The sequence below is a fragment of the Geobacter psychrophilus genome, assembly GCF_056821595.1.
The window spans coordinates 1-25,454 of the sequence record NZ_JBXDTU010000001.1 but is presented as its reverse complement, the minus strand read 5'-3'; the positions used below and the strand labels follow the sequence as shown (position 1 = coordinate 25,454).

Below are 25,454 nucleotides of genomic sequence, written 5' to 3'. Positions count from 1 at the left end.
TCTAGCACCGAAATCTGATGCATCAAATTGTCATAGGTTGGTGTCTCACGATCTCCGCTAACTTTGATGCCGTAACTTAAAAAGCTATTTAGCTGTCTGTAAGTGAACTTATCAGTAAATACATCTAGCCTGTAGGTCAAATTGTTGTTCCACTCATGATCTTTGGTGATGTGGCCCCCAGGGAAAACCATGTCATTTCGCCATGGAATATAACCTGTCTTGTAGATGACCATTCGAGGTGGTTCCAAGAGTAATCCGGAAGCTCCCTCAAGTGAGAATTCACCTTTCTTATCAGTTATCATCTCTACGGACTTATGCAGGTCGCTGTACTGTAGGCCAGGAACACCACGGGTTTTTCTCCATTGAGCTACGACCACAGCGCCTTCAAGTGGTTGTCCTGTTGTAGTGTCAACCACACTGCCGTTTATGTACCGGGAGGGCTTGGACCGACTTAAACCGCAAATCTGGAGGGCCATTTTTTCAGTTAAAACACGAATAAATGATACTTATTGCAATTTATGGCTCTAAGAGCTATAGTTTTGTTAAGAGGGAATTTGTTTGCAGATACTTAAAACGAAAAAATTTGAAAGTTTCTGTCAAAGCAATGGCATAGATGATGCCAAGCTGACCGATGCCATTAAAGAGGTTGAATCTGGTTTGGTTGAAGCCGAACTAGGAGCACAGATCGTCAAGAAGCGAGTAGCACGTGACGGAGGGGGTAAAAGTGGCGGTTACCGGACAATTGTATTTTTTAAGTTAGGAAAACGAGCCATTTTCCTTCACGGCTTCCCTAAAAATGCTCTGGACAACATAGATAGAAAAACGCTTGAGAACCTTAAAACACTTGCTAAAAGCTACAATAGATTAAGCGATAATGAAATACTAACAGCAATTGCCGCAGGGATTTTTGTGGAGGTGAAAAATGAAAACACAATCTAGGCTGAAAACTAAACCCAAATATAGAAGTGACCTGGATGCTTCAATTCACGAAGCGGCCAGTGATTTGTATGAAATCGGGTTTCTCAGTTCAAAGACAATGAGACAATTTGATAGAAGCTGTTTGACTGAAATTACACAGCTGACTCCAGAAGAAATTGCCGAGTTGCGTCATCATTGTGGATTTAGCCAATCTGTATTTGCCACATATTTCAATGTGACAACTGGAATTGTGTCGAAGTGGGAGCGTGGCGAAAAACATCCCGCAGGGCCAGCACTCAAATTGCTCAATTTAGCTAAGAAAAAGGGTATCAACGCTATTGCTTAACCGCACCACTTTGATACTTGGTTGCACGAAAGTTGAGGGTGCCCCTATTATGCAGAAAGCCGACCTTGATGCCAACGAATGGCAAATTGCGCAAATTAATCGCGGCTTGACAGAAATCCGCGATGGGCAGGTAACACCTCATGCTGAGGTTAGAGCACGTTGGGAGGCAAAGGCAACATTGTCATTACCAAAAATCACATCGCTCTGTCTACCCACCAACTGATAAAATTCACCGATCTTGTCACTGATAAGCTCTGCTGCTGCTTTTAATTCTGTATTAGAATCAACCGCTAAATGTTCCAGTATGTGCTTGTCCCACATGCACGACATAATATGAGAGGTATGTAAAACCTCATGATATCCAAATTTGTCAGTCGGTGCCATGTTCCCCCCTTATGCCGGGATAATAACAACCTGAACAGAATAAAATAAAAGCGACCCAGACAAGAGTCTTTAGTTTTCTCAAAACGTTCTCCTGCATGCAATTATCCTGTTTGTGTCGTTTCTTTATTATGTGATTTCAATATCCATTATTTTAAATTTTTATTGTTATTTACATTTCAGTTTTTCGCATTGTCAATGTGTTGCATCGTTTTTACTACGAAAGATACGGCGCTTTTGTTTAATTTGTAGCGTTGCTCTTTATTTTGGGCACACTTGTTGGTGATGGATACAAAGTAAGGAATGTTGATGATTTCATGTCAACATTCGCTTGCGGATACAATTCTAATACCTCTTTAAGCGTTGTCCGAAATTTATTTCTGAAATTATTTAAATCTACCGTATCACTCTTTTTAAGTTTTTTAACGAAGCTTTCTTTTTGTTGCGAATCAGTTGCTGTTTCGATTTGTAATTCTAATTTCTTTCGCTTTTCGCCGAAATCATTTCCAAACTGATATAACATATCTTCATACTTAATTTTTTGCGGTTCTTTTACTCCATACATCCGATATGTTAACCAAATGTAAACATCAAGCTTCATAGCGGAGTTTTTAAGCCCTTCAACAATTCTCATATCAATTGGAATTGGTGATTTAATGATTTCATCAAAAAAAGATTGTCTGACTTCAATTGTATTGGGAAATAGTTCTTGTTGAGCAGAATTGCTTTTTTTAGTTTTCCATAAAGAATATTTTTCAACAAAAGTTTCCGGCACAACCGCCACAGATACGTTTTTATCTTCGTAGTATGTCCCTATTGCTACATTATATAGTCTCTCGATCTGTTCTTTGACACGTTTCCTTGTGTAGCCTCCATCTTCGTTATACCCAAGTTTTTCTAGAAAATCATCGAAATGATTTCCAAGTACGATTACTTTACTTCGATTCCTTATAATTTCCGTCATGAGCCAGATAAAAAACAATCGCGGAATAACACCAAAGGGGATTTTCCCATTTTCCTGCATTGCTACAACCGTAAAAGTAAAATTCCCATTTTTGCGCGTCCAGCGGTCTTTTTTAATATCATGATAAGGTAAATTGGCAATTGCTAGGCTCTTGGTTGTGAATCCAATGGCTTGTGCTTCTTGTGGGGATTGTGTTTGAACCTCAACAGCGGTATTCACCCGCTTAGTTCGTTGTTTGGTAACTATCTCTTTAGTCATGATTTTTTACCTTTACTCTGTTTTGATTTAATTGGGTTTATAATTCTTTCAGGTACAGCTACACCGTCAAGTTCAATTAATTTGTGAAACTGAGCTTTGCAAGGTAAACCGGTTTCGAGTTCCTTCTTTATTTTTTTGGGTATCCATATTTCATGATGTATAAGAGGTTAAAGCAAGCCTTCCTCGATCATCCTCACCAGTGTTGATATGTCCGCTCCATAGTTAATCTCGCGTCCCTCGGAAACTGTTGATGGCCCCATTTTGGAGAGAGAGGAAAAGTAACTGAAGGCCTCCATTTCTTGCGACTTCTGGACCGGACGCTGGAACTTCGGTTTCTTGATCTTGCAGACACCTTCCGTAAAGAGAATCTTTGCTCTGAGAGCTTCAAAGCTGTAACCCCTCCCCAATCTATTCATGACCCGGATCAGGTTGTTTAGCGACTCGGTGTAAGCGTTCGTAACCGGATGATCGAAGTACGCCATGATCTCCGGCATCCAGTTGTTAACTGCTCGCGTGAGAGGGTAGAAGGCGTCCTTGATCTCTGGTGCCAGGCTGGCCTCCCAATCTCGAAATTGAGTAATCCCTTCCTGAACCGTCATTGCATCGTAGATGGCAAAGAAATCCTCTTTGGCCCGATAGGCCGCACCCAGGGCCGGATAATTCTTTGTCCAAGACTCAAGTGTGATGAGGTCGAGACCTTTAAGGTTTGATTCACGCTTCAGGAGGATAAACCGATCATGCATCAGGCCTCGGCGCTGTTTATCAGTCAGGCTCCCGCGAATCTCCTTCCGTACTTTCTCAAGACAGTCATTTGCCATCCGGACTACATGAAACTTGTCAATCACGATAGTCGCCTGGGGCATGACATCCCGCACGGCATCCTTGTACGGTTCCCACATGTCTATGGCAACGCATTTCACCAGGTCCCTGCCCTTGAGACGAAACAGGTATTCCGCTACGGTCTTCTTGTTGCGGTCGCGCAGGACGTTGACGATGGTATTGTTCTCGATGTTTGAAACTACGCAGCGGGGTTTCTTGATGATGTGGATCTCGTCGATCCCCATCCATTGGGGCGTCTCAAATCTGACTGTACGCTCAAGCTCGTTGATGTAGTCGTTGAAGACGTTCTTAACCGTCATCTCGCTTATGCCGATTTCCTCGGCGAGATGGGAGAAGGGCCGCTTGACTGATTGTTTGCCAAGCCACGCAACCAAGCGCGAGGTCATCATGCGCTTGCCGTCCACGTCCGGTAGACGCTCGTAAAAGGTCTTGTTGCATGAGCGGCATTGATAGCGTCTGGTATCGACGTAGATGCCGATCCGCTTACCGTGAATCGGCAGATCACGTACCAGTTGCTCGTTACGGCCGAAGCCTACGAGGTGGTCCCTGTAGCAATGAGGACAAGTCTGCAAGGTAGTCTTTGTTTCGGCATATATGTGATAATCGTGTTCCGTCTCGACGATATTAGTAACAGTATAGGCAGGGAGGTTAAGTATATTGGCTGGCATTTATGCACCATTTTTAAAATGGATTCTTGATCAGGGGGAATAAAGCAGTAAATGTCCTTGCTACATTTCAAGGAATCGGCAGGAGGCGGAATTTATCCCGCCTCCTGCCGATTCCGTTCACAGTTTGTTTACAAACGGGATGTTTCTGCCACGCAAGTTGATGATGCCTTCCACATATGATGGTGTATTGGACATATTGGTAATCGAGATCATGTGGATGATTTCGCGCACCTTGAGTACTTCGATGCCATATTCCTCGTTATCAAGTTTAAAGCTGACTAACTGTATCAACTAACCGGTGTTGCTGCTTTCAGTTCTGGTGGCGGGCAAATTGTTCATAGTGTGACGTCCTCCTGTTATAGTTTAAACTGCCGTACTAACCGCTGCAGCTCCTCGGCATTGCCGTTCAACTGCGCCGCTGCCGTGGCCGATTCATGGGCGCCCTGTGAAGTCTGCTGCACAACCTCGGTAATCTGCATCATGTTGCTGGAAATCTCCGCCGTCGTGGCGGTCTGCTCCTCGGCGGCGGTGGCGATCTGGTTGACCTGCATGGCGACATCGTTGATCTGCTGCAGGATGTCCTGAAGCGCCTGTCCAGATTTGGCCGCTTCCACCGTGCCGGTCTCCACCTGATGAACCCCCTGCTCCATCGCGGCAACAGCCGTTTTGGTTTCCTTCTGGATAGCCTTGATCATCTCGCCGATCTCTTTGGTGGCTCTCGTCGTGCGTTCCGCCAAGGCCCGCACTTCGTCTGCGACGACGGCAAAACCTCGACCCTGTTCACCGGCGCGGGCGGCTTCGATGGCGGCGTTCAAGGCCAGCAGGTTGGTCTGGTCGGCGATGTCCTCGATGGTGCCGATGATAGCACCGATCTGGTCGGAACGCTCGCCCAGGCTCTCAACCGTTTTGGCTGTCTCCTGTACTTTCATGGCAATCTGTCCCATGACCGTCACGGTCCTCTCAACCACCTCGGCCCCGTTGCTGGCGGTCTGCGAGGCGCGTTGAGCCCCTTCGGCCGCCATCTGGCAGTTCTGGGCGATGTCGCCGGACGTGGCAGACATCTCCTCGCCGGCGGTGGCCACCGTTCCGGCCTGGGCGGCAACCTCTTCGGCGCCGGTGGCGATATGCTCGGCGGTGGAGTGGAGCTGATTGGCGGCGGCCGCCACCTGAGTGGAGGTATCGGACACCTTGCTGATGGTGCTGCGCAGGTTCTCGGTCATGACGCGGAACGCCTCGCTCAGTTCACCCACCTCGTCCCCCGAGCGGTACTCGATTTTAACCCGCAAGTCTCCATCGGCCACCTGACGGGCCTGACCTGCCAGGGTGTTTACCGGCACACTGATGGAGCGCGCGATAATCACACCCAAAATAAAGGCCAGTATGGCAGCCAGAACTGCCACACCGATCATGATCCAGCCGGCCCTGTCGGCGGTGACACCGTTCCGGTCCGAGATTGACTTGCCTGATTTAACCAGATACTCTTCCAGTTTATCGATCGTTTCAATCACGGCCCGTTCCGCCTTGATGGCATCCCCCTTTATGTATGCCGTGGCTTCCGCATCTTTGTGCTCTTTCGCCAGGGAGATGATTTTGTCCAGGTGGGGGGTATACGTCTTGCGGGTTTCCAAGAAGACGCCGAACAGCTTCCTTGCCTCGGCATCCGGCAGGCTCTTTTCGAGGTGCTGGATTTCTGTATCCGAGTGGGAGTTGAATTCCTTGATTCTGCCCTCGAATCTTTCGATCTCCTTGGTGTCGTGTTCCGCCACGATACTGCGCGTGTTTACCCGAATCCTCTGGAAATTAGCAGATATTTCCCCCATATTCTCCAATGGTACCAGCCCTTTCTCGTAAAGGAAGGTGTCGGCGTTTTCGATCTTATGGATTTCAAAATAGCCGAAAATGCCGATTGCCAGTCCCAGTAACGCCACAACCAGAAAACTGCCGATCAGTTTTGAACCAAGCTTGATGTTTGAGAGCATTTTATTTCTCCTTTTTTGTGTATCAGGACGATCCTAATATTTTAAATGGCAAGCAATGGATAATTCAGCCCGGCTGTGCGCGGAACCGACGCTTAAATCCCACCAAAACCGTCCCGTTCCTCATCCGAGAACATCCTGTCAACGTCCATGATGATCAGCAGCCGCTCGGCGTGGTTGAAGACGCCGGTGATGAACTCCTGCCCGATGCCGCAGGAGAGCACCATCGAGGGGGGCGGCTGGATCTCGCTGCTGTGAATGCGGATCACTTCCGAGACGGCATCGACAATAAAACCGGTCAGGCTGCCGGCCACATCCATAATGATGATGCGGGTCTGACTGCTGTTTTCATTCTCCGGCAGCCCGAAGCGCTTGCGCATCGAGATGATCGGCATGACCTTGCCGCGCAGGTTGATGATCCCTTCGACATACTGGAGAACGTTGGGCATCTTGGTTATGGTCGGCATGCGGATGATCTCGCGTACCTTCAGCACTTCGACTCCGTACTCTTCCTCAGCCAGCATGAAGCTGACCAGTTGGATAAGTTCGTTGCTTTTTGAAACATCATCCAATTTTACCAATGCGTTTGTTGACATTAAGTTATCCTCCTATATTGTCGGCAATCCAGCTTTTAACCAATGCAAGTAATTGATCGTTATCCCATGGTTTTGGAATGTGTTTGGTAACAACACCCGACTTTAGTGAAGCAACAACGTCCTTCCCCGGAGCCTGACCGGTCAGGAGTATGCGCAGTGTTAGTGGTTGCAGCTCGCGCGCTAAAGTCAAAAAGTCTATGCCATTCATTCCCGGCATCCGAAAGTCGGAAATGATTACGTCAAACGTGTTGCCAAGCCGCAGAACCTCAAGCCCTTCAGCTCCCGATCCGGCAGAAATAAAGACGCAGTCCGCCTCTACAAAAATCCGGCGCAACGAATTCAATACCGAAAGTTCATCATCAACTGCCAGGATTCTTATCAGTGTCGCTATTCTCATGACAGTCCTTTTGTTAAAACCAGAGTCGCTACATTAAAACAAAAACCGGCGCACGGAAAACACCGCAACGCCGGTTTATAACGGCATCAATCAGAATAATTGTTGACAGTGGTACTTGTCAGGAAGAGATTTTCTGTCTGTCTGTGCAATATTGTTGCCACCAGAGACACCTTCTGAAGCAGGATTTTGAAGCTGCACCTATATTGTTATTCTACAAAATTACAATCATAACCGTTGAAATAGCATAAAACAAAAGTTAAGTGCCACATATTTTAGTAATGCGGCATTCTGCCTTCAAACAGAATACTTTATTGATTCAATGCAGACTTCCAGTCTCTAATCGGCATTGTCCACTTTTTGGCGATGTTCCTCAGAGCTAAAGACAACAGCAATGGAGTAAATGAATTCAAACCAGTATTGAAAAAGGAAGGAAGTGAAGCGAGGTAAACGGAACGAATTGTTTGCAGAGAATAAACCATTTCGACAACCCCTCTATCCATTACTGGATGGTAGTTTTGCGACACACAGTTACCTGTGCTGTGCCTTTTCGATGAATTTAATGAGATTTTAAGTCTTACTAAAACAAAAGTCAATAAATCATTGAATATGGTTTTGCCACATTGGTACAAATTGTTGCAAACAACTGTATAATATGTTTTTGAGACACGTTGAAACCAAAAGGAGATAACCCCATATCAATCATGAAATATGGATACCCATTTTTTTTAGCTGGCTTGAATGTATTGTTACCTCTGTCAGAGAATTACCGCTTTCATCCACCATATTTTCATCCATTGGGTCATAATAGTAACCCGGATCAAGTTTTTTATCTTGAACATGCGTTCTATACAACATTTCGCTACCATCACCCCAACCTGATATATAATTACCTATATATCCTTCATATACGGTATCATCTTCTTCATATTCTATATTTTCATCCAGATATTCCTCTAAATCTTCATCCTCTTTACTCCATATATTGATATCCATTGAACTTTCATCTGAAAAAATACTGTCTCTTCCGAGTTTTTCTACCTCTTCAATTGGTGTATCGTCTGGAGGACTATCTCCTAAATATCTAAATAGCCAAAAAGATTCTGGGACTTCAATATCTGCTTTAATTTCCCATTCACCGGGAGGCAAATCAGTTCCCCATTTTTCATAATCATCTTCTGTGGTCACATGCCATTGTATTTTATAATGCCGTTCATCCCATAACATCAGAGCTTTATAAAGCTCGTCTTTATCGTGAGCAAAAAGATATTCGTTTTCTTCATTTCCAATGCAATAAGGGTTTGGTTCGTTTGAATCGTCCCATACACTGTTTACTGATAAATAATAGCGATAATCACTATTCAGAAAGAAGTTTTTAAGCTCTCTGGCCGTTTTTATGGTCTTTATTTCAGTTGCCATGATTTAAAACTCCTTCCTGATTTAAAGACGGTTCCCATGATGCAAAAGCATACTTCCGGGAAATCGTAAATTTTGAAGTCGTGCCGGCGTAAGGTTTTAACAACCCTGCTTTGACAAGTGCAGCTGCACCTATTTTGCATCCCCGCTTATCCATCGGAATTGTCACGATTTGCGGGCTTGTCCGGCTTGCCATAACCTTCAGCGAACCAACGGCCAACATCCAAGCTGTAAGGGCGTGATGGCCTAATTCTTTCGATATATTGCTATTGGTGGTGGTATTGAGGTTTATGGCAACCTCGTACCTGATCCCGTTTTCTATTTTATAGCTGGAATTGTCAGTTATCGTTTTAGCGGCCTTTTTGTGGCTGTTACAAACCTTGGCAATATTATCAATCATCTCAATTTCAGTGAGTCTACCGTCTTGATACAGGGTAATTTGCTCTCGGATTTTTTCTACCGCTGGTATTTTATCGCTCATGTTTTATCCTCTCTTTCTAGGCCATTCTTGCGCCCCATGAAGAAAGCGTAGTATCTCGATCCGCTTCCCCTTAATACGATAAACAGCAATGAATGGGGTACGGCTGATAACCAGTTCGCGGGTTCCCTTCACTCTTCCGGTGCGCCCCATTTCAGGTTGTGTAGTGAGTAGGTCTATCTGTTCTTCAATCTCTTTATCTTGAGAGATTGCTGCCTGTGGATCATCTGAGGCAATATAATCAAGCTGGTCGTATCGCTGGTTTATGGCTACTGGCAACCAAGATAGCTTCATGTTGCACGTCTTTGTGATTTAGACCATCCTGCACGCCGCTTGATGCTCATTGCATTGACATCCTCGTTGGACACCCACACAGTATTAGGGTCGTCGGCCTCCCTTATACCCTCTGCCACCTGTTCCCTAAACCATTTGTCATAAGCAACAGCCTCTTTTGTGTCTTTGAGCCGTTGCTTGGTGTCCGGTCTGCTGACACGTTTAACAGTTTCATCATAGTTGCTCATGTTGATATTGCATTGTGCTATGCCAAGGGATTTAAGATATTTTACAAGAGTCTCAAATTTGCTGAACAGCCGTATTGCTCCCCTCCGGGCGGCAAGGGTACGCTCCACCATGCCGTATTTGATGATGATGTTCCATCCTCCCGGCTGGCCGATGATATCTGCCCCCCTGACGGCTCCTGCCTCCACCAGATGTAAAAGCGTCTGATGATCTATAGTTTCGTGTGCATGTGCCATATATCCCCCTACTGGCTAGTTGTATAGTATCTATTATAGTAACCAATTAGAGTATAAACGGCAACCACAAAACTTATATAATGTCACTGTACTTGCCATAACACCCCTACTGGGCGTTTTCATGGTGTTTCAGGTGTTTATTATGATTTAAACTTTTAAACATTTTTATATTATAAAGGCTTTGCGTTCAGTGGCCGGAACCCTTTAGGGCTGAAACTCGCCGGTATTTATGGCGTGGTTCAGGGTGAAACCTTCCAGAACGGCCCTTTAGGGGGGATCAGCTTCAAGAGCTTCGGCCTCGACTCTCCGCAATAACTCGCGGTACTCGCAAAGACTGGCAATTTTAGCCACAGAGGTAACGCCCAAAAGCATTCCCTAAATCATGCATGCTATCCCACCACGGTATAAATTGCCTACAGGCAGGCCATTTATACAACGCAAACCCAACCGCGACCCAAAGGCTGACAGCAAAAGCCCATTCATATCTGTTAGCGTTCTTAACGACGTTAATTTGTCGCTTTAAAAAACTCTCTTGAAACCGGCTATTCATGGCTGAACCTCCGAATAACCTTCTTTAGCAATCAACAATTGTTTTTTTATATCCTCATAGTCAATCAGCAAACAACTTTTGCGCAACTCAAGCGACTCACGGCGTTTTACCAAATCATTACTTTGTGAAATCCATTCAACATAGCTTTCATCATCAATAGCCGTTGACATCGTCCAGCTACAACGTTTTCCAATTGCTTCCCATGCTGCAAGATCATAATTCCATGTGTTCACATCCGACACATGTTGTCTGCGCCGCAATTGATATATTTCGTCACTGATTTCTATTTTACTTATAAGCAATTTCAATATCTGGTTGTCTATATCATCGGCAACGCCGGATTGTAGGCGCTGCCGCCTTTCCTGCCATTCCTTCATATTGATAACCATCGACCTCAACCCTTCAACATTCGGAATATCGTCCGTGCTCATGGCTTCCTCTCTCTGAGACAAAAACAGATTTAGTATATGTTTAATATGATTTTTAAGTTATTTCATAAACATACTTTTAATCATATTTTATAGCGGCCTTCGATCACGCCCAAAAGCGCAAGGCTGCGGTTACTGCCGGTACGATCAGCGGCGAGGTCGTCAAGAGCCTCTATGATATGCACCGGCAAACTCACCGTCACATTCTTGACCGGCACCGGTCCCGCCTTACGTCCGGTTTTGAGCTTCCCGCTGTTGATACTCTCGGCACTACGGGCTAAATATTCGGCCTCATTGCGTGGTTTGGGCTTTTCAACGTCTTTTTTCACTGAGAATTTAGGGGTTGGTTTTGGCTGTGCCATTATAGAATCTCCTTTGTCGCAAGTTCAGTAAGTAATGATTCAAATTCCGTAGCTGCTTTGTTTTCGCCCTGCAAGGTTATTTCCCATATTGCATGTCCTTCATATCCGCTTTGCAGCCATGCCTTACGATGTTTGATGCGTGTATCCAGTACAAGGGCGTTGCCTTCATATAGCCCCGCAAGCCCTTCGGCGGTGATACTGCCGGTTGTATCGTGTGCATCGGAAGGAACGAGGTTCAACAGGATACAAGCCTGTAAGCCTTCATTTATGCTTTTGGCGTCCTCCACGGCCTCGATCATATGTTCAAGAGCATCCGTAGACTCTTGACCGGTGGTAGTTGGAATTATTACCACGTCTGCGGCCAAGAGAACTTGACGCATGGTGTTTGAATCCCTCCCCCCTACGTCAACTATCACCCTGTCGTATTTATCGGCCCTGTGTAGAATGTCACGTTTGAGGCCCGTGGCCTCCGTCATAACATCACAATCAAGCTCGATGATATCTAACCGCTCTGCTCTGGCTGTAAAAAACTTTCTGAGGCTGTGCTGTGGATCACAATCAAGGGCAAGGGTTTTCAGGTCATTAATGTTACAGGCGAGTGCAATATTTCGGGCAATCGTAGACTTACCGACTCCCCCCTTCGTATTGGCTATTGCAATTATCTTTGCCATGCATCCCCCTTTTAAAATGTACTATATGTTTAATATGATAAAACGTATAGTAATTATCTATCATATTGCTCATACAATGGCAAGCATTATTTATATGTTTTTTATGTTTCCTCATATCAATCATGCAATCAATAAGAGGCTAGATGCAAAGAGGGATTAAAAGCGGGGTAGGGCGGGATTGTTTGGTGGTAATGGTAATATTTCGAGCTTCGGAGATAATTGAATCAGGGGGAAGAACTTACCCCCTGAATAATTGTCGGCGTATCCACTTTGATAATGCAGTTCAGGTAGGTCGTCACTTTCCAACGTCAGTGTTCCGGTAAACTGCCATTTTTCATCAATTACACCAATTCCTTGCATGTATGTACTGGAATTTCTGTCTTTTCGATCATTCTTTATCTGAAATCTGAAAAGCTGCGGTTGACGCATATTATTATCGTCCCATGCCTCTTGATTGACTTACCTGTTTCTTTTGCTCAATGGATTTACGCATTCCATAATCAACCAATTCGTTTAAAGATACTGAGTGACCAAAGCCATTGTCTTTATAACAGAGCTTGAATGATGCTGAATCTATTCTTCTAATCGAATAATCATTTCCAAGTTTAATTTCACCATCTTTTTCAAATTTGGCGCGTAGCTGTCTTTCGGATTCAATTGAATCTTTCACTATTTGAATTGATCTATCATCATGACCTAAATTTTGATTGTAAGTTTTACAATGTTCTTCACATTCTTTTTTTGTAGAGAAACCATAATTCAAATCAAGTCCCGGATTTGCATTTTCCCTATTTCCAATAAGCTCTATTGGAAAATACCGTCCTGTAAAGTGATTAGGTTCATCAGGCGCAACCACACACCAATTTTTTGCCTCTTTCCCTGATCCATGTTCTAATTCACCAAACTCAGCAAACTTGACAAGATTATCTTTGTCTTTACGGTTACTGATGGTTGCTACCTGCTTTTCAGCCTCTTGCACTTGAGATAGTTGATCTACAAGGAAGTTTCTACGCTCCATCATTTCGTCCGCTTGCTGGTTGATCTGCGGTGCCTTGGCGTTGGTTTCTGCTTGTAGCTGCTGCCTCAACAGTTCATGCTTGGCCTTGACCCTCTCAATCTTCTCCCGCCATTCCTTGATACTTACAGCCTCTTTCTGACGTTCCTTCTCAATTCTGCTTTTGAAAAATTCACGAATTCTGTCTATCAAAGTCTGCTTTTCAATGAGGGTAGAGGCTTTAGCGACTTGAGGCAATGAAGCTTCCCGGTCCTGACAACGCTTATCTGCCTTGTCTATCTCTTCGGCTTTTTCCTCATACTTGTTCCATGCCGGAACGTGCTTATAGCATAAGTTGTTTACGGCCTCTTCGCGGGTGGCCGGAAGAGTTTTCAACTCGGCTGTGATTGCATCCTTCAGCTTACGAAGGCGATTGGTTTCATCCAGTAACGAACTTTTCACCTCGGCACTGGTCATGTAATTGTCGCTCACTTCCTTCATGGCTCGTTTTACATCCCTCAGAACCGGCGAATTTTCCCACTTGTCTGCTTCAAGCCGCCCCATTGTGGCCCTATACTCTGGCGAATTGCGCCATTCATCATAATCATCTTTGGTAAGCATCGTGGATTGCTGCTGTGCAAAGGAAAGCATCGAGCGGGTACTTTCACCCTGTTGATCCGCTTCCAACTGGTGTTCAGGCTCCATCTGCAATGCCGGTGCGTCCATAAATGCCTCCGATGGTGTAATATAGAAATTAAGGTGTTTATACCTTCTAACAATTTACTATAATCTTCATATAGAATGCTGTAAATACCTAATTTTCTTACACCACAACATTGAAATGTCAACTAAAGGCAGTTATTTTTGCTTTACTACGTCGAAAACAAACAGGGCAACCAGTACCTTTTGTTCTACCTTGGATTTTGGCAAGCCACTCATGCCCACAATCATCCATAGAACACTTCCACCAAACCTTCTTATTGCTTTCCGGAGTCACATTATATGGTGTCAATTCTCCGTTTTTAGTGGAATGCCATTCCTTGACTAATTTGGGTTGAAACATGGCGAAATTATAAATATCCGTTGCAACTTTCCTGCTACCTTTTGTACATGCGGGGCAACCATCACCTCTTGTTTTTCCCGGATATACTCTGGTTCTGGCCGACACCGCCGCCTTCCACTCATGACCACAATCAGGCTTAGAACATTTCCACCAAACCTTCTTACCACTTCCCGGCGTCACATGATCTGGGGTTAGAGTTCCATTTTTTTCAAAATTCCATTCAGTACATAAAAGATCATTAGACATTCCAATGCTATTTTTCTTTACCAATTGACGGACTTGCATCTCAATAGCTATTGAATCTCTCTCTGTATTTACATCTAATGAATGTGTATTTTTGTATCTATCGTTGATATATTTTATAACCAGTAATATTGTTTTATCTATATCGGAAGGTTTGGTAGAATCAGTAAATATAACAGGGCAATTATTTATTAAAGGCAGTGTTTTATCTCGTATGCGAAGCAATGCAATACCATTGGTTATTAATATTTCAGTTTTCAATATATCTTTATCTACTTTTGCATCGTGCCAATATTGACCATCATATTCAATGCCAAGGTTTATCTCTGGAAGATATATATCTATTTCAATGTTTTTACCGCATTTGAAAATATAGCCGTGGATTGCATTCAAATACAATTTTTTCAAATAATAATATATTGCAAGTTGAGCAAACGACGTTCCTCTTCTACCATAACAAGCGGGACACCCATCCCCCCCTATTTTTCCCGGATAAACTCTGGTTCTGGCCGATACCGCCGCTTCCCATTCGTGTTCACAACCAGGTTCAATGCACTTCCACCAAACTTTACTGCTATTACACTTAGATATTTCAAATGGTGTCAAACTACCATTTTTTGTAGGATGCCATTCTTTTATCAATTTGGGATTACGGGTTGCAACACTTGAACAAACAAGACAACCTGAACCTTTTGCTTTTGTTCTGGCCTTTATACTGATTTCCCACTCATACTCACAATCAGGTTTAGAACATTTCCACCAAACCTTCCTGTCACTTCCCTGTGTCACATGATATGGCGTCAATTCTCCGTTTTTAGTGGGATGCCACTCTTTTGCCAATTCAGGTCTTAAAATCATAAGATTATTTTTATCAGTAGCAACTTTCCCCACACACGCTGGACAACCGGCGCCGTTTGTTTTACCTGTATAACCTCTTGTTCTGGGCACAACGGAAGCTTCCCACTCATGCCCACAATCGGGCTTAGAACACTTCCACCAAACCTTCTGAGCACTACCCGCTCTTACATTATACGGAGTCAATGCACCATTTTTAGTAGGATGCCATTCACTTATCAATTCAGGGTTACGGGTTGCAACGCTTGAACAAACAAGACAACCTGAACCTTTTGCTTTTGTTCTGAGCGCAACTGTAGTTTCCCATTCATGCCCACAATCGGGCTTAGAACATTTCCACCAAACCTTTCTGGTACTTAGGTATGCAACGTCAGAAGGCATCAAAGTGCCATTTTTTGAGGGATGCCATTCTTTGGCTAATTCAGGTTTCAAAAGAGCAAAACTATTTTTATCGGTTACAACATGACCTGAACAGGCAGGGCAACGCTTCCGCTGGTCGCTCTGTGCTCCGCACGAAAGGCGTATACGGCGTATTAATAATTTTACCAAGATTCCCGGCTGACAAATCACGACACAATCCACTCGCGGCTATATTCGCTTGCGGATAATCCACAATATTTAGCGTTAGATATAAGCTGTTCATGTTCCTCTGGTGTCCACCAGACACCAGTGCGTTTGTGTGTCGCTTGGTGACGCGCAACGCTCTTGCTTTTGATGGTCATTTGATTACTCCTTTTATCTTTGCGATAGCTCCGACAGGAGCCGAGCAAAGACCCCTCCACGGCTTTATCGTGGGGGCAAGGCGGCGGCTTCATCGCCGGACATTGTAGCGTTAGCGTAAATGTCATGCCTTGCCTAATACTATCTTCTCATTTCTTATATTCTCTTCTCATATACTTTGCAATAATAAATATTTCGGCCATATGTGAGTTATTGCTATTTATATATAGCTGTTGACGATTCGTATATTATCGTTATAATACAATCCATACGTTTTAAATATTGCGACAGGAGGTATTGATATGGCTACAAAGAAACGGATTGAATATTCTACAGAGGATTTAGAAAAGCTGGAAGGTGGCATAAATTCGTTTGCTGAATTATGGCCTGAAAAACCGCAAGCGATTAAAGGCAAGAAACCATCCGTGAAGGTTTCTATCATTAAATGCAGTAATGCAATCAGGACGCTATTGGATAGAGGTTACACGTCAGCTGATATATCCGATGGATTAAAAACCATCGGTATCGAAATATCACCAATTACACTTAAATCATATATTGCTGATATTATAAAAGCTGATAAAGCCGCTAAAGCCGCTGGCGAACCTGCGAAAGTAAAAAAGACTAAACCGGCTAAAACTCCTGATTCAAAACCTGCTGCAAGCAGTATTGCACAACAAGCGGCTGTAACATCGCCTCCCGGCACTGGTACTGTTAAGCCTACAGATTTAAAAGGTGGCAAAGAAAAATTATTCGGCGGTAGTAAAAAATAAATAAATATATTACTTGGAGGTAACACGATATGGCAAAAAAGACAGAACTCAAAGAAAAGCCTATTATCATTATTACTGGAGATAAAGGCGGCGTTGGTAAATCGTTGGTGGCAATTACATTGCTTGAATATTTGCGCGGTAATGGTACACCAATTGCGATTATAGACACCGACATGACAAATCCAGACGTACACAGTTTATATGAAAACACGCTTAAATCTGCTCACATCAATCTTGAAGAAAAAGACGGTGGTGGATGGATGAAACTTGTCGAGTTTGCTGAATCGACTCCTGAAACAATCGTAGTCAACATGAAGGCCGGTAGCAAAACCAGCATTGAGGAAAACCAGCGGTTCATCAATGATGCACTAAAAATGTTGCAACGCCCTGTTGTATTATTTTTTGTCCTTGGGCTACAAAAACAGTGTTCAATTTTATTTTATGATGCTCTCAATCTGTTTCCAACTCTTCACGCCTCTATCGCGGTCAAAAACCTCAAAAACGGCGATATTGACGAATTCTTCAATTGGGATGAAGCAAAACAGAATGAGGCTTTTCAGAGTGTCAGAGAAATCATATTCCCAAAAGTCCATGCCAGAATCAGCCTTAAAATTACTGACGACGACATGATGATATCTGAACTGCTGGAAGGTGGTAAATTGCGAATTTCAGAACGTGCTGCGCTTCAATCTTGGTTGGATAGCGTCTTTGCTTCTTATGATGGTGTTAAAGAATCCATTGGTATTTAGGGGGCATTATGAACCTTGACTTTTCCAAGCCTCGGCAAACATACCGTGAACTGTTTGGCGTTGAAATGCCGTCTGACGTTGAAATGTTTGTTGCTAAAATCTGTGTTCTCTGGAACGTGAAACCAGACAATATGGAGGTTATGCATTTCTTGATAAATGGATGGCTCAAAGAAAGTATTGCGGATATTCCCCGTACACTAGAATCATTGATTGCAACCATCCCGCAACAACATCAATTATCTCTGAATGCATTCAATAAAATATTGGCCGGATATTCAACCTCTATTGAAAAAACATTCACCGACGAAACACAGCGACGATCAGAACAGATAGCAGACGCAGTAGGGGTTAAACTTGAGGCTGTACTTGCCAAATCTCGCGCCCCACTTGTTACAAATATTTGGCTGTCTGTGGTTGTAGGGTTTGCGGTTTGCTCTGGTACGATTGCGGTGTTCTGGATCGTTTACAGGATACCTGAACATGGTTGGTTGGCCGTTGCTATGGCATGTGCTGCGGTACTGGCTCAGTGGGGAAAACCGCTCTGCCGGTGGTTTAAGGATTTGATTTATTCGGATGGTGAACCGGTTGGCCGGTGATAAGATGGAGGTAAGGCATTATGGTTGGTGATACTGCACCACTATTTGAAGTTGCAAACCAAGGCGTGAAAGCAATCGGAATCATGGTAGCTATTGTGCTTTTTGGACCACTTATTTTGAAATACGTCTTGGGTCGCTTCAAACCGGCTGTCAGGGTCATATTGATAATTATTGTACTGGCAATCTGTATTAGTTACCTGCTGTTACACAAGATGGCCAAAGAGCATACAACCGGCGTAATGAAAATACAGAATCAAAATCAGTTGTTGAATGGGTAGGATTGTTCTTTTTTGAGAGGCGGTAACGCTTCCGTTGGTCGCTCTGTGCCGGTGAATCTGGCACTAAAAGCTTAAGGGATAATTTATGGAACAAAAGACCGTAAAGCTCTTGCTCGATGCAGATATTGTTGCTTGGTTGAGTTGTCCAGGTGGCAGAAGTTTTGAGGAAAGAGTTAATAAAATCCTGCGATTGGTTATGGAGCTTGAATGTCGGCGTCAATCTCGCATAGCCCTAAATGATCCGGCCAACTTAGACGATCTGGAATCGTTTTGGGAAGAATTGGGCGATTGGGAAGACCTGTTATTGGCAGAAAAGAGCCTTGAGGATCTTCGCGCAGGTCTGACAAAATCTATCCCCCTTGAAGATGTAATAAAACGATTGGATGAATGATGGCTATTGTTTGTGCAGATATTCATGGGAATGTCGAGAAGACGAAAGCGTTTCTGAATTACAAACCGGAAGAGTTGCACATTTCCTTGGGTGATATTGTCGATTCCGACATAGAACCTCCTAGCCGTCAAATTGAATGCCTGAATCTGTTGTTTGATGCCGGGGCGGTGCTGCTATGGGGCAACCACGATATTCAGTTCACAAACTATGACGCTTATCCCTGTTCTGGTTTTATTGACAAAAGCCCTGTACCGCCGATTATCAGAGAGAATCAGTATCGTTTCAAGGCTGCATATAGTGCTGACGGTTATTTGCTGACTCATGCCGGGGTATGTACGCAGATTTCCAACGGCTGCACAAATCCTGTTGAACTAGCGGAAAACCTGAATCAGCGGTTATTAAAAGAACATCCTCGTGACCCGCTTTGCGATGACAAAACATACAATATTCATTACCGGTTAATGCTTATTGAAGAGAATGTAAGATTGCGACGTGACCCCATTTTTTATGTGTCTGAACATAGAGGGGGGCGTGACCCTTTTGGTGGTATATTCTGGTTTGATCCTTTCACGGAAGAGGGCATTGATAAAAATTTACGACAAGTATACGGACATTGTGAAATAGACACAGAGCCGGTTTTAGATGAATTCGGACATATAAACCTCAATTATTATGGCCGGGATGTTTGTTATTTATTCGACACGGCATTGAGCGAGGTCGTCAAAATCAACATTGAGGCAATGGATATAAAACAGGTTAAGAAACTGTTTAACCTGCAAGTAAGTCGTCGCATGAGTGGCAGTTATTATCATCCCGATTGGAAAGACAGGACGTAACCAGTGGCTATAATTTGCGGTGACATACACGGCAATCTGGAAAAAACAAGGGCGTTCTTGGACTATAGGCCGGAAAAATTGCATATAGCCCTTGGTGATTATGTGGATTCGTTCTATGAACCACTCTCCCGTCAATTGCTGACGTTGCAAACGCTTCTGGACAGCAAAGCGCTGCTGCTATGGGGCAACCATGATTTGCATTACCTGCTAACTCCGCCTTGGTATTCAATGGGATTCCAATGGGGCCACCAAGAACCGTTGATTGATTTGATTGAAAATCATAAAAGGCGATTCATGGCGGCGTATGCTGTCGATGGATGGCTGTTGACTCATGCTGGTTTGGCTTATCAGGTGGCTGAAAGTAATAATGTTGTCGCCATTGCTGACAAGTTGAATTCGGAGATGGCTGATTATATTAATAGTCCTATTAAGTTTCAACTGTCTGACAGGATGTTGCCTTGTCCACCAATGTTCCAGATTGGCAAAGCGCGTGGCGGAAATGGAGTGGGCGGAATATTCTGGTTTGATTTTTTGAGGGAGTCGGGCCTTGCTGATATTAAGCAGATTTTTGGACATACGGAAACAAAAGAGCCCGTTGTTACAGAAAATTATGTTGCTCTGGATACGACAAACAATAAATCTATTTGCTGGTTCTATGACACGGCCATGAATGAGATCGTCAAATTACTATTACCTCGCCGGAATGCCCTTATTTCTGACTTGCCGGAAGATGAACAGGAGCCTTTCAGGGACTGGCTTATGGGTCAGACTGTCCCTGAAATCGGCGGCTATTTTGAGGGTGATTACATGCGGTGGAAACAAATTTATGGGTGAAAATGATGAACATGCAGGAACGGTCTGATAGGCGCTCTTTAGCTCTCCATCGGGCGATAGTCCGGAAGCTATGTAACTGTCCTGTTTTGTGGGATAAACCGCTTCAAAACATAGAGCGGTGGACTGAAAAGGATGGTTCGCTACCGATGGCCTATGTTGTCTGGAAAGAGATTTTAGATACATGGACACATGAGGCTATTATTAAGCTGCTTCTGTCTCGATCACAACGAGCGACACAGCTTAGAAGCTCAAGCCCGTTTGTGGGGATCATCGATCAGGCCACGCGAAACAGAATTTTTGAGCGTTACAGAAAAATTTATGAAAAAAACAGGGCAGGGTAGGGTAGAGGGATATCTGCCAGAGTAACATAATTAAATATTATAAAAATGATTTATCATTTTAAACATAAGTAACATGTTTAATTGAGTTCAATATAAAATCAACATGCAGTGCTTCATAGGGAAATATAATCTGTCCAGTATCCGTTTTTTCCAGAAGACCGGAATGAAGCAGAATATGAACATCCCCATGAATTGTTTTAACGTCCTTGTTTATGCGTCTGGCAAGCTCCCGGATGGTCATTGATCCTGCCCCGGTCATGAGTTTGATGATCTGCCAACGTCTACCGGATAATGTTTTGAACAGCAATTCAGGCGATTCAAACGTAAGGTAGCTTCCTTGTTGCTGCCCTTTAAAGGCCCGGAGAAAACGGCGGTCGGTCTGTTCTCTCGGTACTATACCAAGTGTGACGATATTCACTTTTCCCCCCTTCACAGGTCTATGCTGGTTTTGTTTTGGTGGCTGATTTTGCTTTTGGGGCCGGTTGCGGCTGTAACTTTTCAATGATTGTGTTAAGGGTACTGATTTTCTCTGTCTGCGCCTTGGTCGTGGCTTCTGCTGCGGCTGCCCGTGTCTCGGCTGCATGGGTGGCTGTTACCTGTTTTGCGAGTGCGGCGGCTTGATCGGCGGCTATGGTTTTGTTTTTCTCCTGCTCGATGGCGATTTGTGCCAGTGCATCTTTCAAGGCGGCTTTTAAGTCAGTAACCTGTGTATCTATTTCCTTCCTCTGTAGGCTGGCGGCTTCCAGCTTGGCATTTGCTACGGCTGCGGTTTCATGAAGCTCTGCGGCCTGTTTCTGAGCCGTGGCAAGCTCTCCCCGAACTTGTTCAATCTCCTTTTCAATCCTCGGCACTGCTTCAAGGCGCAATTCGGCTTTTGCAAGTTGGATTCGGGCGGCTTCTGCGGCCTGACGTTCACTTACAAGTTCTGCGGCTGTCCGGGTGGCCTCGGCTTCAAGCTGCTGCACGACTCCTGATTGCTGGTTGTGTTGATCCTGCAAGGCGGTGAAAGCGGTTGTGAGTGCTTCAAGCTCTGCTGCCTGACGTTCGTTTTCAGATATGAGGCTGTCCATTTCCGTCTGCTGCTCGGCGATCTGGATTGTCAGTGCTGTGGTTGCGGCCTGAACTTTATCGGCTATGTGAATGCTGATTGATTTGATTACAACAGGATCAAGCGTTTCATCAATGGCCTGACTCTGCCGGGATTGTCCACCTTGCCATTGCTGCAAGTATTTCAAGATGGTTGCCATGCTGCCGGTGCCAAGAAGTTCACGGACTGTACGGCTATTGGCTTTGCCGCCTTGTGATTTGATTGTTTCTGCTGCTGCCGAAACCTGCTCAAATGTAATCGTCGCTTCTCTTGCCATGACCGGCCCCCTTTAAAATTTGTTACGTTACGTTATGATTGTTATGTTACGTTATGTTATGATTAAAGTCAATAAAAAAAGATTGGCAAAATGCTATCTTCAAATATTATGATTCCGTTGATCTGGCGGCGTTATACTATGATTTATAAAAACATGGTATAACTGCTGAAACCACTGAATGCCGGGGGTGGTAATGAATGATGATGATAAATGGAAGCGAATAGATGCAATCTGGCACCATCCAGACCTCAAAACTATGACCAAGAAAAGACATGATGCGTTAGAATTGGAGTTGGCTTCTTTCGGTGGGATAGGTGGTGCTACCGATTTTAGCAAGATGTGTGCGGTGATCCGTAGAAAACGAAGGCGAGGGGAATATGACAATAATGTTAAATAGTATAAAAATGTTTTATCATATTGAACGTCGTTTATAAAAACATGCGGTGGTTCGTTTTTAAAGCTCTGGCAAACTTCATGGCTACGGCTTCGGTGATGATCCTCTTTCCAGATTCCATTTCACTGATATGACGGCGGGATATTCCAGTTAATTTTTCAAGCTGCACTTGAGTCAAATCTTCACGACAACGAAGACCTTTCAGATATATTCCATGAGGATTAGTGAGAAGATCGGGCGAGACTTCCTCGGCACGTTTGTTGATTCCTAAAGAACACTGAGCCTTGACAAGCATCTCCTCTGCATCTGGCAGGCCCATATCAGCAAAGACGTTGCCACAACTATGATAAACTTCAATTTCTTCTTGGGTGTTTTTGACATTTTTTATAGTTGCTTCAGTCTGACGTTTATTTATCGGACAGGCAAGATTAGAGTCCTCTTTATCTACATTGTCGCGAAAATTCTGCCAAAGTTCCTCTTCTTCTGCATCATACCCAACAATGCCGTCATTACAATGATCGCACCAAGCCCCTTTTGACGTGTATTTATACTCACGTCCTTGATATTCTACTTGTTGTTCCTTACTTCCAAGATGCAGGACGCCCTTGAAACATATCGGGCAGGTTCTTCCAGCTTGAAGTTTAATAAGGTGCGGGATTTCGCTGGCCCTTTTCGCTTTGCTGAAATCATATTCTTTGTGTTTTATATGTTTTTTCATATCGATCACCCTTATTGACACTCTCAAACAAACCACTAACTATCGCCCCCGGCCTCTGCTTTTCTCAACCTTTGGTGGTGTGGGCGTGGTCACTAATTGAATGTCTAATTTTCCATAGCGTTTTTCCATTGCCGCTAATCCTGCTTCACCGTATTTTTTCCACTTGGGGCCACGTCCTATAAGATTATCCCATGCCGGTTGAATATCAAAAGGCCGGTTTTCCTGTAGAACCGACAGAATCTGAAAAGCTTGATATAAATCTTTTGGCCGCTTTACATCACTGGATACATCCCTTATTTGAGAAACAATCAGCTTGTGCATGGCATATCTAACCGGTTGAGGAACATTGATTAATACCGGTGTTGTATCCAGTAGCACAGAGCGTACAGGCGATTCAATCAGATATGACAAATAGCTCAAAGGTTCAGCGGCACAATTAAACCGCTTGATATAAACCGGTGAATCAGAATCGGTGGTTTTTGGTGTTAATACATCAAGTCGAAGCTGGCTGTTACGGATTGCATAATTTGTCGAAGGTTCTTTATGGCTCAATCTTGGAACAGGTAAAAAGCCCATTTGCAAGCTATCCAGTGCTGCGGGAATATCTGAATCAATCACCGGGATTGCTACTGCAACTCTACGTTCAATAGCCAGGTCAACATCTGTTGTTCTTGTGGTATCAGCTGACCAATTAACGCCTAGCATCAACCCTGCTGACTGAAAAGCATGAGTTCCGACCATAACCCCGCCATTTCTGAATACTCCAGTATCGGCAAGGCTGCGGATCACTCGCGTCATGGCCTTGTCAGTCGGCATTTTTATTCCGGCCTGAATTTGAAGACTGAGGCGTTTAAGCTTTTCACTCATTTCGGTAACATCGGATTTACCGTTTGCATGGTCACGTACAAGCTGCTCTGTCTGCTCGTTGCGCCGACCTATGTATGTTTCTTCAAGTTGGCCGCTCGGATTGTAGGAACGAAAATAAACATATTCCTCCCCCTTGTTTTCCTTGATCGAGAACGATCCTTTTAAACTGGAGATGGTTCTTGATGCCTCCACGATCTGTAAAAGCTCAATCAGTTCCGCATAGAGTGTTTGAGTTTGAATGTCTATTTCGTACATAAGTGATTCCTCCGTGTTTTCAGTTGTACCATACTTTCAAAAAACATGGTACAACTGTTTTTAGAGGTGAATTTTAAATATCAAAAAAACCGGCCCCCAAATTTGCGTTTTAAGCCACTTATTTTCTTTTAAGCTCCATCTCCATCAAAAAAACATCGAACAGGCTTCCTGTAACCTCCTGTGCTTTGTGAGCTACCTTTTCAAGCCAAGGAGCGACAGCAGAGCGAAGCGTAACACCTTTGATCTGGATTTTAAGCCTTTCCACTCAACAACCAGCTTTTGAATTTTAAGTCGGGCGGCTCGCCGGAATCATCGGCGAGACTCCGCCGCATTTATTTTTGGTTCTGATTGCGGGTTTGTTTTGTCGCCCGGTTGAAAACCGGATCGTGGCGGCACATTTTTATTGATTGTTGGTTTTGATTTTGTTGTTCGCCGGGGCCGGTGGTTTATTCCGGCCATGACCGGCGCATTTTTTGTCCCTGACTCGTGCTTTTTGGCCGCTTCGCTGAGTTATCCACAATCCGGGGTTGATCTACTACAGGATTCTTTAACTAGGTTGAATACAGGTAAAGACTATAGGGGGAGTCTGCGGGGCCAATGCTGGCAAAGGTTTGCGGGGGGTCTTTACTACGAAAGATACGGCGCTTTACTACGAAAGATACGGCGCTTTACTACGAAAGATACGGTGAATATGCAAAATTTTACTACGAAAGATACGGTGATAACTTGTCAATTCAACATAGTTATCAACACAACTAACCGGCTATTACTGTAATATCAGTATGTTGCACTGTTTTTACTACGAAAGATACGGTGTGAAGTACAAGGGTTCATGCGGGTTAAGCCCTTATTCTATGAGGCTTTTCGGGAATTTTACTACGAAAGATACGGCGTGGATATTGTTTTTCGATAGATAACAGGATATATTCGTGACATGAAAGTTACAGCAGTGACAATCAATCAGCCGGACACGCCTCCCATTAAGTTTATCGTTGGTGCAAATCCACCCGAGCTTTCCGCAGCAGCTAAAAAGAAGCTGGCCCGACAAAAGCCTTCCAAGAAAGCTATCAGACTTATGGAGATTGTTGCCAAAGCCAAAGTCACCTTGCACTATTGATATTCGATCTGGTTCACGCTCATTTTTTATTATCTTTTCCTATTTGATTTTCGATCTCTGTTTGC

31 protein-coding genes, 1 pseudogene and 1 riboswitch are annotated in these 25,454 nt (G+C 44.1%); of the genes and pseudogenes, 11 read left to right on the top strand and 21 right to left on the bottom strand.

From position 1 onward, the window contains the following. A partial coding sequence (locus tag ACOCF6_RS00160; protein ID WP_482458363.1) for a hypothetical protein occupies nt 1-233 on the bottom strand: 233 nt, incomplete at its 3' end. Nucleotides 234-558: 325 nt separating this feature from the next. On the opposite strand from ACOCF6_RS00160, the gene ACOCF6_RS00155 reads away from it, so the two are divergent. Continuing rightward, nucleotides 559-939, top strand: coding sequence for a type II toxin-antitoxin system RelE/ParE family toxin (locus ACOCF6_RS00155; protein WP_482458362.1), 381 nt, complete (start codon nt 559-561; stop codon nt 937-939). Continuing rightward, nucleotides 923-1,264, top strand: a complete 342-nt coding sequence (locus tag ACOCF6_RS00150; RefSeq protein ID WP_482458361.1) for a helix-turn-helix domain-containing protein — start codon at nt 923-925, stop codon at nt 1,262-1,264. The genes ACOCF6_RS00155 and ACOCF6_RS00150 overlap by 17 nt, the downstream gene beginning before the upstream one ends. Nucleotides 1,265-1,402: 138 nt before the next feature. Here the strand turns inward: ACOCF6_RS00150 and ACOCF6_RS00145 are convergent, their stop codons facing one another. The 16 genes and pseudogenes from ACOCF6_RS00145 to ACOCF6_RS00070 form a co-directional block, all read right to left on the bottom strand. Then, nucleotides 1,403-1,648 carry a hypothetical protein gene (locus ACOCF6_RS00145; RefSeq protein WP_482458360.1) on the bottom strand — a complete coding sequence of 82 codons (246 nt, stop codon included), beginning with the start codon at nt 1,646-1,648 and terminating at the stop codon, nt 1,403-1,405. Nucleotides 1,649-1,886: 238 nt separating this feature from the next. Beyond that, the gene (locus ACOCF6_RS00140) at nt 1,887-2,867 is read right to left on the bottom strand and encodes a replication protein RepA (protein WP_482458359.1); all 981 of its coding nucleotides are present in this window, start codon (nt 2,865-2,867) and stop codon (nt 1,887-1,889) included. 167 nt (nt 2,868-3,034) lie between these two features. Next, nucleotides 3,035-4,375, bottom strand: a complete 1,341-nt coding sequence (locus tag ACOCF6_RS00135) for an ISL3 family transposase (RefSeq protein WP_482458358.1) — start codon at nt 4,373-4,375, stop codon at nt 3,035-3,037. 126 nt (nt 4,376-4,501) lie between these two features. Further along, nucleotides 4,502-4,666: pseudogene (locus ACOCF6_RS00130) on the bottom strand (chemotaxis protein CheW); the annotation flags it as partial. A 65-nt stretch (nt 4,667-4,731) separates the two neighbouring features. After that, nucleotides 4,732-6,354, bottom strand: a complete 1,623-nt coding sequence (locus ACOCF6_RS00125; protein ID WP_482458357.1) for a methyl-accepting chemotaxis protein — start codon at nt 6,352-6,354, stop codon at nt 4,732-4,734. A 92-nt stretch (nt 6,355-6,446) separates the two neighbouring features. Further along, on the bottom strand, nt 6,447-6,947 hold the full coding sequence (locus ACOCF6_RS00120) for a chemotaxis protein CheW (RefSeq protein ID WP_482458356.1): 501 nt from the start codon (nt 6,945-6,947) through the stop codon (nt 6,447-6,449). 4 nt (nt 6,948-6,951) lie between these two features. Next, a complete protein-coding gene (locus ACOCF6_RS00115) occupies nt 6,952-7,344 on the bottom strand; it encodes a response regulator (protein WP_482458355.1) in 393 nt (130 codons plus the stop codon). Between the two features lie 479 nt (nt 7,345-7,823). Continuing rightward, a riboswitch (cyclic di-GMP riboswitch) is annotated at nt 7,824-7,898 on the bottom strand. 145 nt (nt 7,899-8,043) lie between these two features. Continuing rightward, the gene (locus tag ACOCF6_RS00110) at nt 8,044-8,760 is read right to left on the bottom strand and encodes a hypothetical protein (RefSeq protein ID WP_482458354.1); all 717 of its coding nucleotides are present in this window, start codon (nt 8,758-8,760) and stop codon (nt 8,044-8,046) included. Beyond that, complete coding sequence (locus ACOCF6_RS00105; protein WP_482458353.1) at nt 8,750-9,238, bottom strand: hypothetical protein; 489 nt, start codon at nt 9,236-9,238, stop codon at nt 8,750-8,752. The genes ACOCF6_RS00110 and ACOCF6_RS00105 overlap by 11 nt, the downstream gene beginning before the upstream one ends. A 3-nt stretch (nt 9,239-9,241) precedes the next feature. Continuing rightward, nucleotides 9,242-9,529 (bottom strand): type II toxin-antitoxin system RelE/ParE family toxin, encoded by a 288-nt coding sequence (locus tag ACOCF6_RS00100; RefSeq protein WP_482458352.1) that lies wholly within the window; start codon nt 9,527-9,529, stop codon nt 9,242-9,244. Continuing rightward, nucleotides 9,526-9,990: a hypothetical protein gene (locus ACOCF6_RS00095; protein ID WP_482458351.1), complete on the bottom strand. Its 465-nt coding sequence runs from the start codon at nt 9,988-9,990 to the stop codon at nt 9,526-9,528. The genes ACOCF6_RS00100 and ACOCF6_RS00095 overlap by 4 nt, the downstream gene beginning before the upstream one ends. A 546-nt stretch (nt 9,991-10,536) precedes the next feature. Continuing rightward, nucleotides 10,537-10,971, bottom strand: coding sequence for a hypothetical protein (locus ACOCF6_RS00090; RefSeq protein ID WP_482458350.1), 435 nt, complete (start codon nt 10,969-10,971; stop codon nt 10,537-10,539). A gap of 80 nt (nt 10,972-11,051) precedes the next feature. Continuing rightward, on the bottom strand, nt 11,052-11,330 hold the full coding sequence (locus tag ACOCF6_RS00085; protein ID WP_482458349.1) for a ribbon-helix-helix domain-containing protein: 279 nt from the start codon (nt 11,328-11,330) through the stop codon (nt 11,052-11,054). Further along, the gene (locus ACOCF6_RS00080) at nt 11,330-12,001 is read right to left on the bottom strand and encodes a ParA family protein (RefSeq protein WP_482458348.1); all 672 of its coding nucleotides are present in this window, start codon (nt 11,999-12,001) and stop codon (nt 11,330-11,332) included. The genes ACOCF6_RS00085 and ACOCF6_RS00080 overlap by 1 nt, the downstream gene beginning before the upstream one ends. A 433-nt stretch (nt 12,002-12,434) precedes the next feature. Continuing rightward, nucleotides 12,435-13,721: a hypothetical protein gene (locus ACOCF6_RS00075; protein ID WP_482458347.1), complete on the bottom strand. Its 1,287-nt coding sequence runs from the start codon at nt 13,719-13,721 to the stop codon at nt 12,435-12,437. A 118-nt stretch (nt 13,722-13,839) separates the two neighbouring features. Further along, the gene (locus tag ACOCF6_RS00070) at nt 13,840-15,726 is read right to left on the bottom strand and encodes a zinc-ribbon domain-containing protein (protein ID WP_482458346.1); all 1,887 of its coding nucleotides are present in this window, start codon (nt 15,724-15,726) and stop codon (nt 13,840-13,842) included. Between the two features lie 452 nt (nt 15,727-16,178). Between ACOCF6_RS00070 and ACOCF6_RS00065 the strand changes: the two genes are divergently transcribed. The 7 genes from ACOCF6_RS00065 to ACOCF6_RS00035 all read left to right on the top strand — a co-directional run bounded on the left by ACOCF6_RS00065 (nt 16,179) and on the right by ACOCF6_RS00035 (nt 20,333). Then, nucleotides 16,179-16,649 (top strand): hypothetical protein, encoded by a 471-nt coding sequence (locus ACOCF6_RS00065; protein WP_482458345.1) that lies wholly within the window; start codon nt 16,179-16,181, stop codon nt 16,647-16,649. Nucleotides 16,650-16,678: 29 nt separating this feature from the next. Continuing rightward, on the top strand, nt 16,679-17,398 hold the full coding sequence (locus ACOCF6_RS00060; RefSeq protein WP_482458344.1) for a P-loop NTPase: 720 nt from the start codon (nt 16,679-16,681) through the stop codon (nt 17,396-17,398). Nucleotides 17,399-17,406: 8 nt separating this feature from the next. Further along, a complete protein-coding gene (locus ACOCF6_RS00055) occupies nt 17,407-17,994 on the top strand; it encodes a hypothetical protein (protein WP_482458343.1) in 588 nt (195 codons plus the stop codon). A 20-nt stretch (nt 17,995-18,014) separates the two neighbouring features. Then, the gene (locus tag ACOCF6_RS00050; RefSeq protein WP_482458342.1) at nt 18,015-18,272 is read left to right on the top strand and encodes a hypothetical protein; all 258 of its coding nucleotides are present in this window, start codon (nt 18,015-18,017) and stop codon (nt 18,270-18,272) included. An 85-nt stretch (nt 18,273-18,357) separates the two neighbouring features. Beyond that, nucleotides 18,358-18,663: a hypothetical protein gene (locus tag ACOCF6_RS00045; RefSeq protein WP_482458341.1), complete on the top strand. Its 306-nt coding sequence runs from the start codon at nt 18,358-18,360 to the stop codon at nt 18,661-18,663. Beyond that, complete coding sequence (locus ACOCF6_RS00040) at nt 18,660-19,499, top strand: metallophosphoesterase (RefSeq protein ID WP_482458340.1); 840 nt, start codon at nt 18,660-18,662, stop codon at nt 19,497-19,499. Before ACOCF6_RS00045 ends, ACOCF6_RS00040 begins: the two co-directional genes overlap by 4 nt. Before the next feature lie 3 nt (nt 19,500-19,502). Then, complete coding sequence (locus ACOCF6_RS00035; protein WP_482458339.1) at nt 19,503-20,333, top strand: metallophosphoesterase family protein; 831 nt, start codon at nt 19,503-19,505, stop codon at nt 20,331-20,333. A 399-nt stretch (nt 20,334-20,732) separates the two neighbouring features. Here the strand turns inward: ACOCF6_RS00035 and ACOCF6_RS00030 are convergent, their stop codons facing one another. Further along, entirely contained in the window at nt 20,733-21,092 is a 360-nt protein-coding gene (locus ACOCF6_RS00030) for an HVO_A0114 family putative DNA-binding protein (protein WP_482458338.1), read from the bottom strand. A 19-nt stretch (nt 21,093-21,111) separates the two neighbouring features. Then, nucleotides 21,112-22,038 carry a DNA-binding protein gene (locus ACOCF6_RS00025; protein WP_482458337.1) on the bottom strand — a complete coding sequence of 309 codons (927 nt, stop codon included), beginning with the start codon at nt 22,036-22,038 and terminating at the stop codon, nt 21,112-21,114. A gap of 193 nt (nt 22,039-22,231) precedes the next feature. On the opposite strand from ACOCF6_RS00025, the gene ACOCF6_RS00020 reads away from it, so the two are divergent. Continuing rightward, complete coding sequence (locus tag ACOCF6_RS00020; RefSeq protein ID WP_482458336.1) at nt 22,232-22,435, top strand: hypothetical protein; 204 nt, start codon at nt 22,232-22,234, stop codon at nt 22,433-22,435. A gap of 31 nt (nt 22,436-22,466) precedes the next feature. Here ACOCF6_RS00020 and ACOCF6_RS00015 read toward each other — a convergent pair whose 3' ends face one another. Both ACOCF6_RS00015 and ACOCF6_RS00010 read right to left on the bottom strand, forming a co-directional pair. Beyond that, nucleotides 22,467-23,150, bottom strand: coding sequence for a helix-turn-helix domain-containing protein (locus tag ACOCF6_RS00015; protein WP_482458335.1), 684 nt, complete (start codon nt 23,148-23,150; stop codon nt 22,467-22,469). 39 nt (nt 23,151-23,189) lie between these two features. Further along, nucleotides 23,190-24,272 carry a GSU2403 family nucleotidyltransferase fold protein gene (locus ACOCF6_RS00010; RefSeq protein ID WP_482458334.1) on the bottom strand — a complete coding sequence of 361 codons (1,083 nt, stop codon included), beginning with the start codon at nt 24,270-24,272 and terminating at the stop codon, nt 23,190-23,192. A 934-nt stretch (nt 24,273-25,206) separates the two neighbouring features. Between ACOCF6_RS00010 and ACOCF6_RS00005 the strand changes: the two genes are divergently transcribed. Beyond that, nucleotides 25,207-25,389: a hypothetical protein gene (locus tag ACOCF6_RS00005; RefSeq protein WP_482458333.1), complete on the top strand. Its 183-nt coding sequence runs from the start codon at nt 25,207-25,209 to the stop codon at nt 25,387-25,389. The last annotated feature ends 65 nt before the right edge of the window (nt 25,390-25,454 follow it).

Coding starts and splice junctions, on each gene's coding strand:
- ACOCF6_RS00150 (WP_482458361.1), top strand. CDS start 923: ATGAAAACACAATCTAGGCTGAAAACTAAACCCAAATATAGAAGTGAC.
- ACOCF6_RS00145 (WP_482458360.1), bottom strand. CDS start 1,648: ATGGCACCGACTGACAAATTTGGATATCATGAGGTTTTACATACCTCT.
- ACOCF6_RS00140 (WP_482458359.1), bottom strand. CDS start 2,867: ATGACTAAAGAGATAGTTACCAAACAACGAACTAAGCGGGTGAATACC.
- ACOCF6_RS00135 (WP_482458358.1), bottom strand. CDS start 4,375: ATGCCAGCCAATATACTTAACCTCCCTGCCTATACTGTTACTAATATC.
- ACOCF6_RS00125 (WP_482458357.1), bottom strand. CDS start 6,354: ATGCTCTCAAACATCAAGCTTGGTTCAAAACTGATCGGCAGTTTTCTG.
- ACOCF6_RS00120 (WP_482458356.1), bottom strand. CDS start 6,947: ATGTCAACAAACGCATTGGTAAAATTGGATGATGTTTCAAAAAGCAAC.
- ACOCF6_RS00115 (WP_482458355.1), bottom strand. CDS start 7,344: ATGAGAATAGCGACACTGATAAGAATCCTGGCAGTTGATGATGAACTT.
- ACOCF6_RS00110 (WP_482458354.1), bottom strand. CDS start 8,760: ATGGCAACTGAAATAAAGACCATAAAAACGGCCAGAGAGCTTAAAAAC.
- ACOCF6_RS00105 (WP_482458353.1), bottom strand. CDS start 9,238: ATGAGCGATAAAATACCAGCGGTAGAAAAAATCCGAGAGCAAATTACC.
- ACOCF6_RS00100 (WP_482458352.1), bottom strand. CDS start 9,529: ATGAAGCTATCTTGGTTGCCAGTAGCCATAAACCAGCGATACGACCAG.
- ACOCF6_RS00095 (WP_482458351.1), bottom strand. CDS start 9,990: ATGGCACATGCACACGAAACTATAGATCATCAGACGCTTTTACATCTG.
- ACOCF6_RS00090 (WP_482458350.1), bottom strand. CDS start 10,971: ATGAGCACGGACGATATTCCGAATGTTGAAGGGTTGAGGTCGATGGTT.
- ACOCF6_RS00085 (WP_482458349.1), bottom strand. CDS start 11,330: ATGGCACAGCCAAAACCAACCCCTAAATTCTCAGTGAAAAAAGACGTT.
- ACOCF6_RS00080 (WP_482458348.1), bottom strand. CDS start 12,001: ATGGCAAAGATAATTGCAATAGCCAATACGAAGGGGGGAGTCGGTAAG.
- ACOCF6_RS00075 (WP_482458347.1), bottom strand. CDS start 13,721: ATGGACGCACCGGCATTGCAGATGGAGCCTGAACACCAGTTGGAAGCG.
- ACOCF6_RS00065 (WP_482458345.1), top strand. CDS start 16,179: ATGGCTACAAAGAAACGGATTGAATATTCTACAGAGGATTTAGAAAAG.
- ACOCF6_RS00060 (WP_482458344.1), top strand. CDS start 16,679: ATGGCAAAAAAGACAGAACTCAAAGAAAAGCCTATTATCATTATTACT.
- ACOCF6_RS00055 (WP_482458343.1), top strand. CDS start 17,407: ATGAACCTTGACTTTTCCAAGCCTCGGCAAACATACCGTGAACTGTTT.
- ACOCF6_RS00050 (WP_482458342.1), top strand. CDS start 18,015: ATGGTTGGTGATACTGCACCACTATTTGAAGTTGCAAACCAAGGCGTG.
- ACOCF6_RS00045 (WP_482458341.1), top strand. CDS start 18,358: ATGGAACAAAAGACCGTAAAGCTCTTGCTCGATGCAGATATTGTTGCT.
- ACOCF6_RS00040 (WP_482458340.1), top strand. CDS start 18,660: ATGATGGCTATTGTTTGTGCAGATATTCATGGGAATGTCGAGAAGACG.
- ACOCF6_RS00025 (WP_482458337.1), bottom strand. CDS start 22,038: ATGGCAAGAGAAGCGACGATTACATTTGAGCAGGTTTCGGCAGCAGCA.
- ACOCF6_RS00020 (WP_482458336.1), top strand. CDS start 22,232: ATGAATGATGATGATAAATGGAAGCGAATAGATGCAATCTGGCACCAT.
- ACOCF6_RS00015 (WP_482458335.1), bottom strand. CDS start 23,150: ATGAAAAAACATATAAAACACAAAGAATATGATTTCAGCAAAGCGAAA.
- ACOCF6_RS00010 (WP_482458334.1), bottom strand. CDS start 24,272: ATGTACGAAATAGACATTCAAACTCAAACACTCTATGCGGAACTGATT.
- ACOCF6_RS00005 (WP_482458333.1), top strand. CDS start 25,207: ATGAAAGTTACAGCAGTGACAATCAATCAGCCGGACACGCCTCCCATT.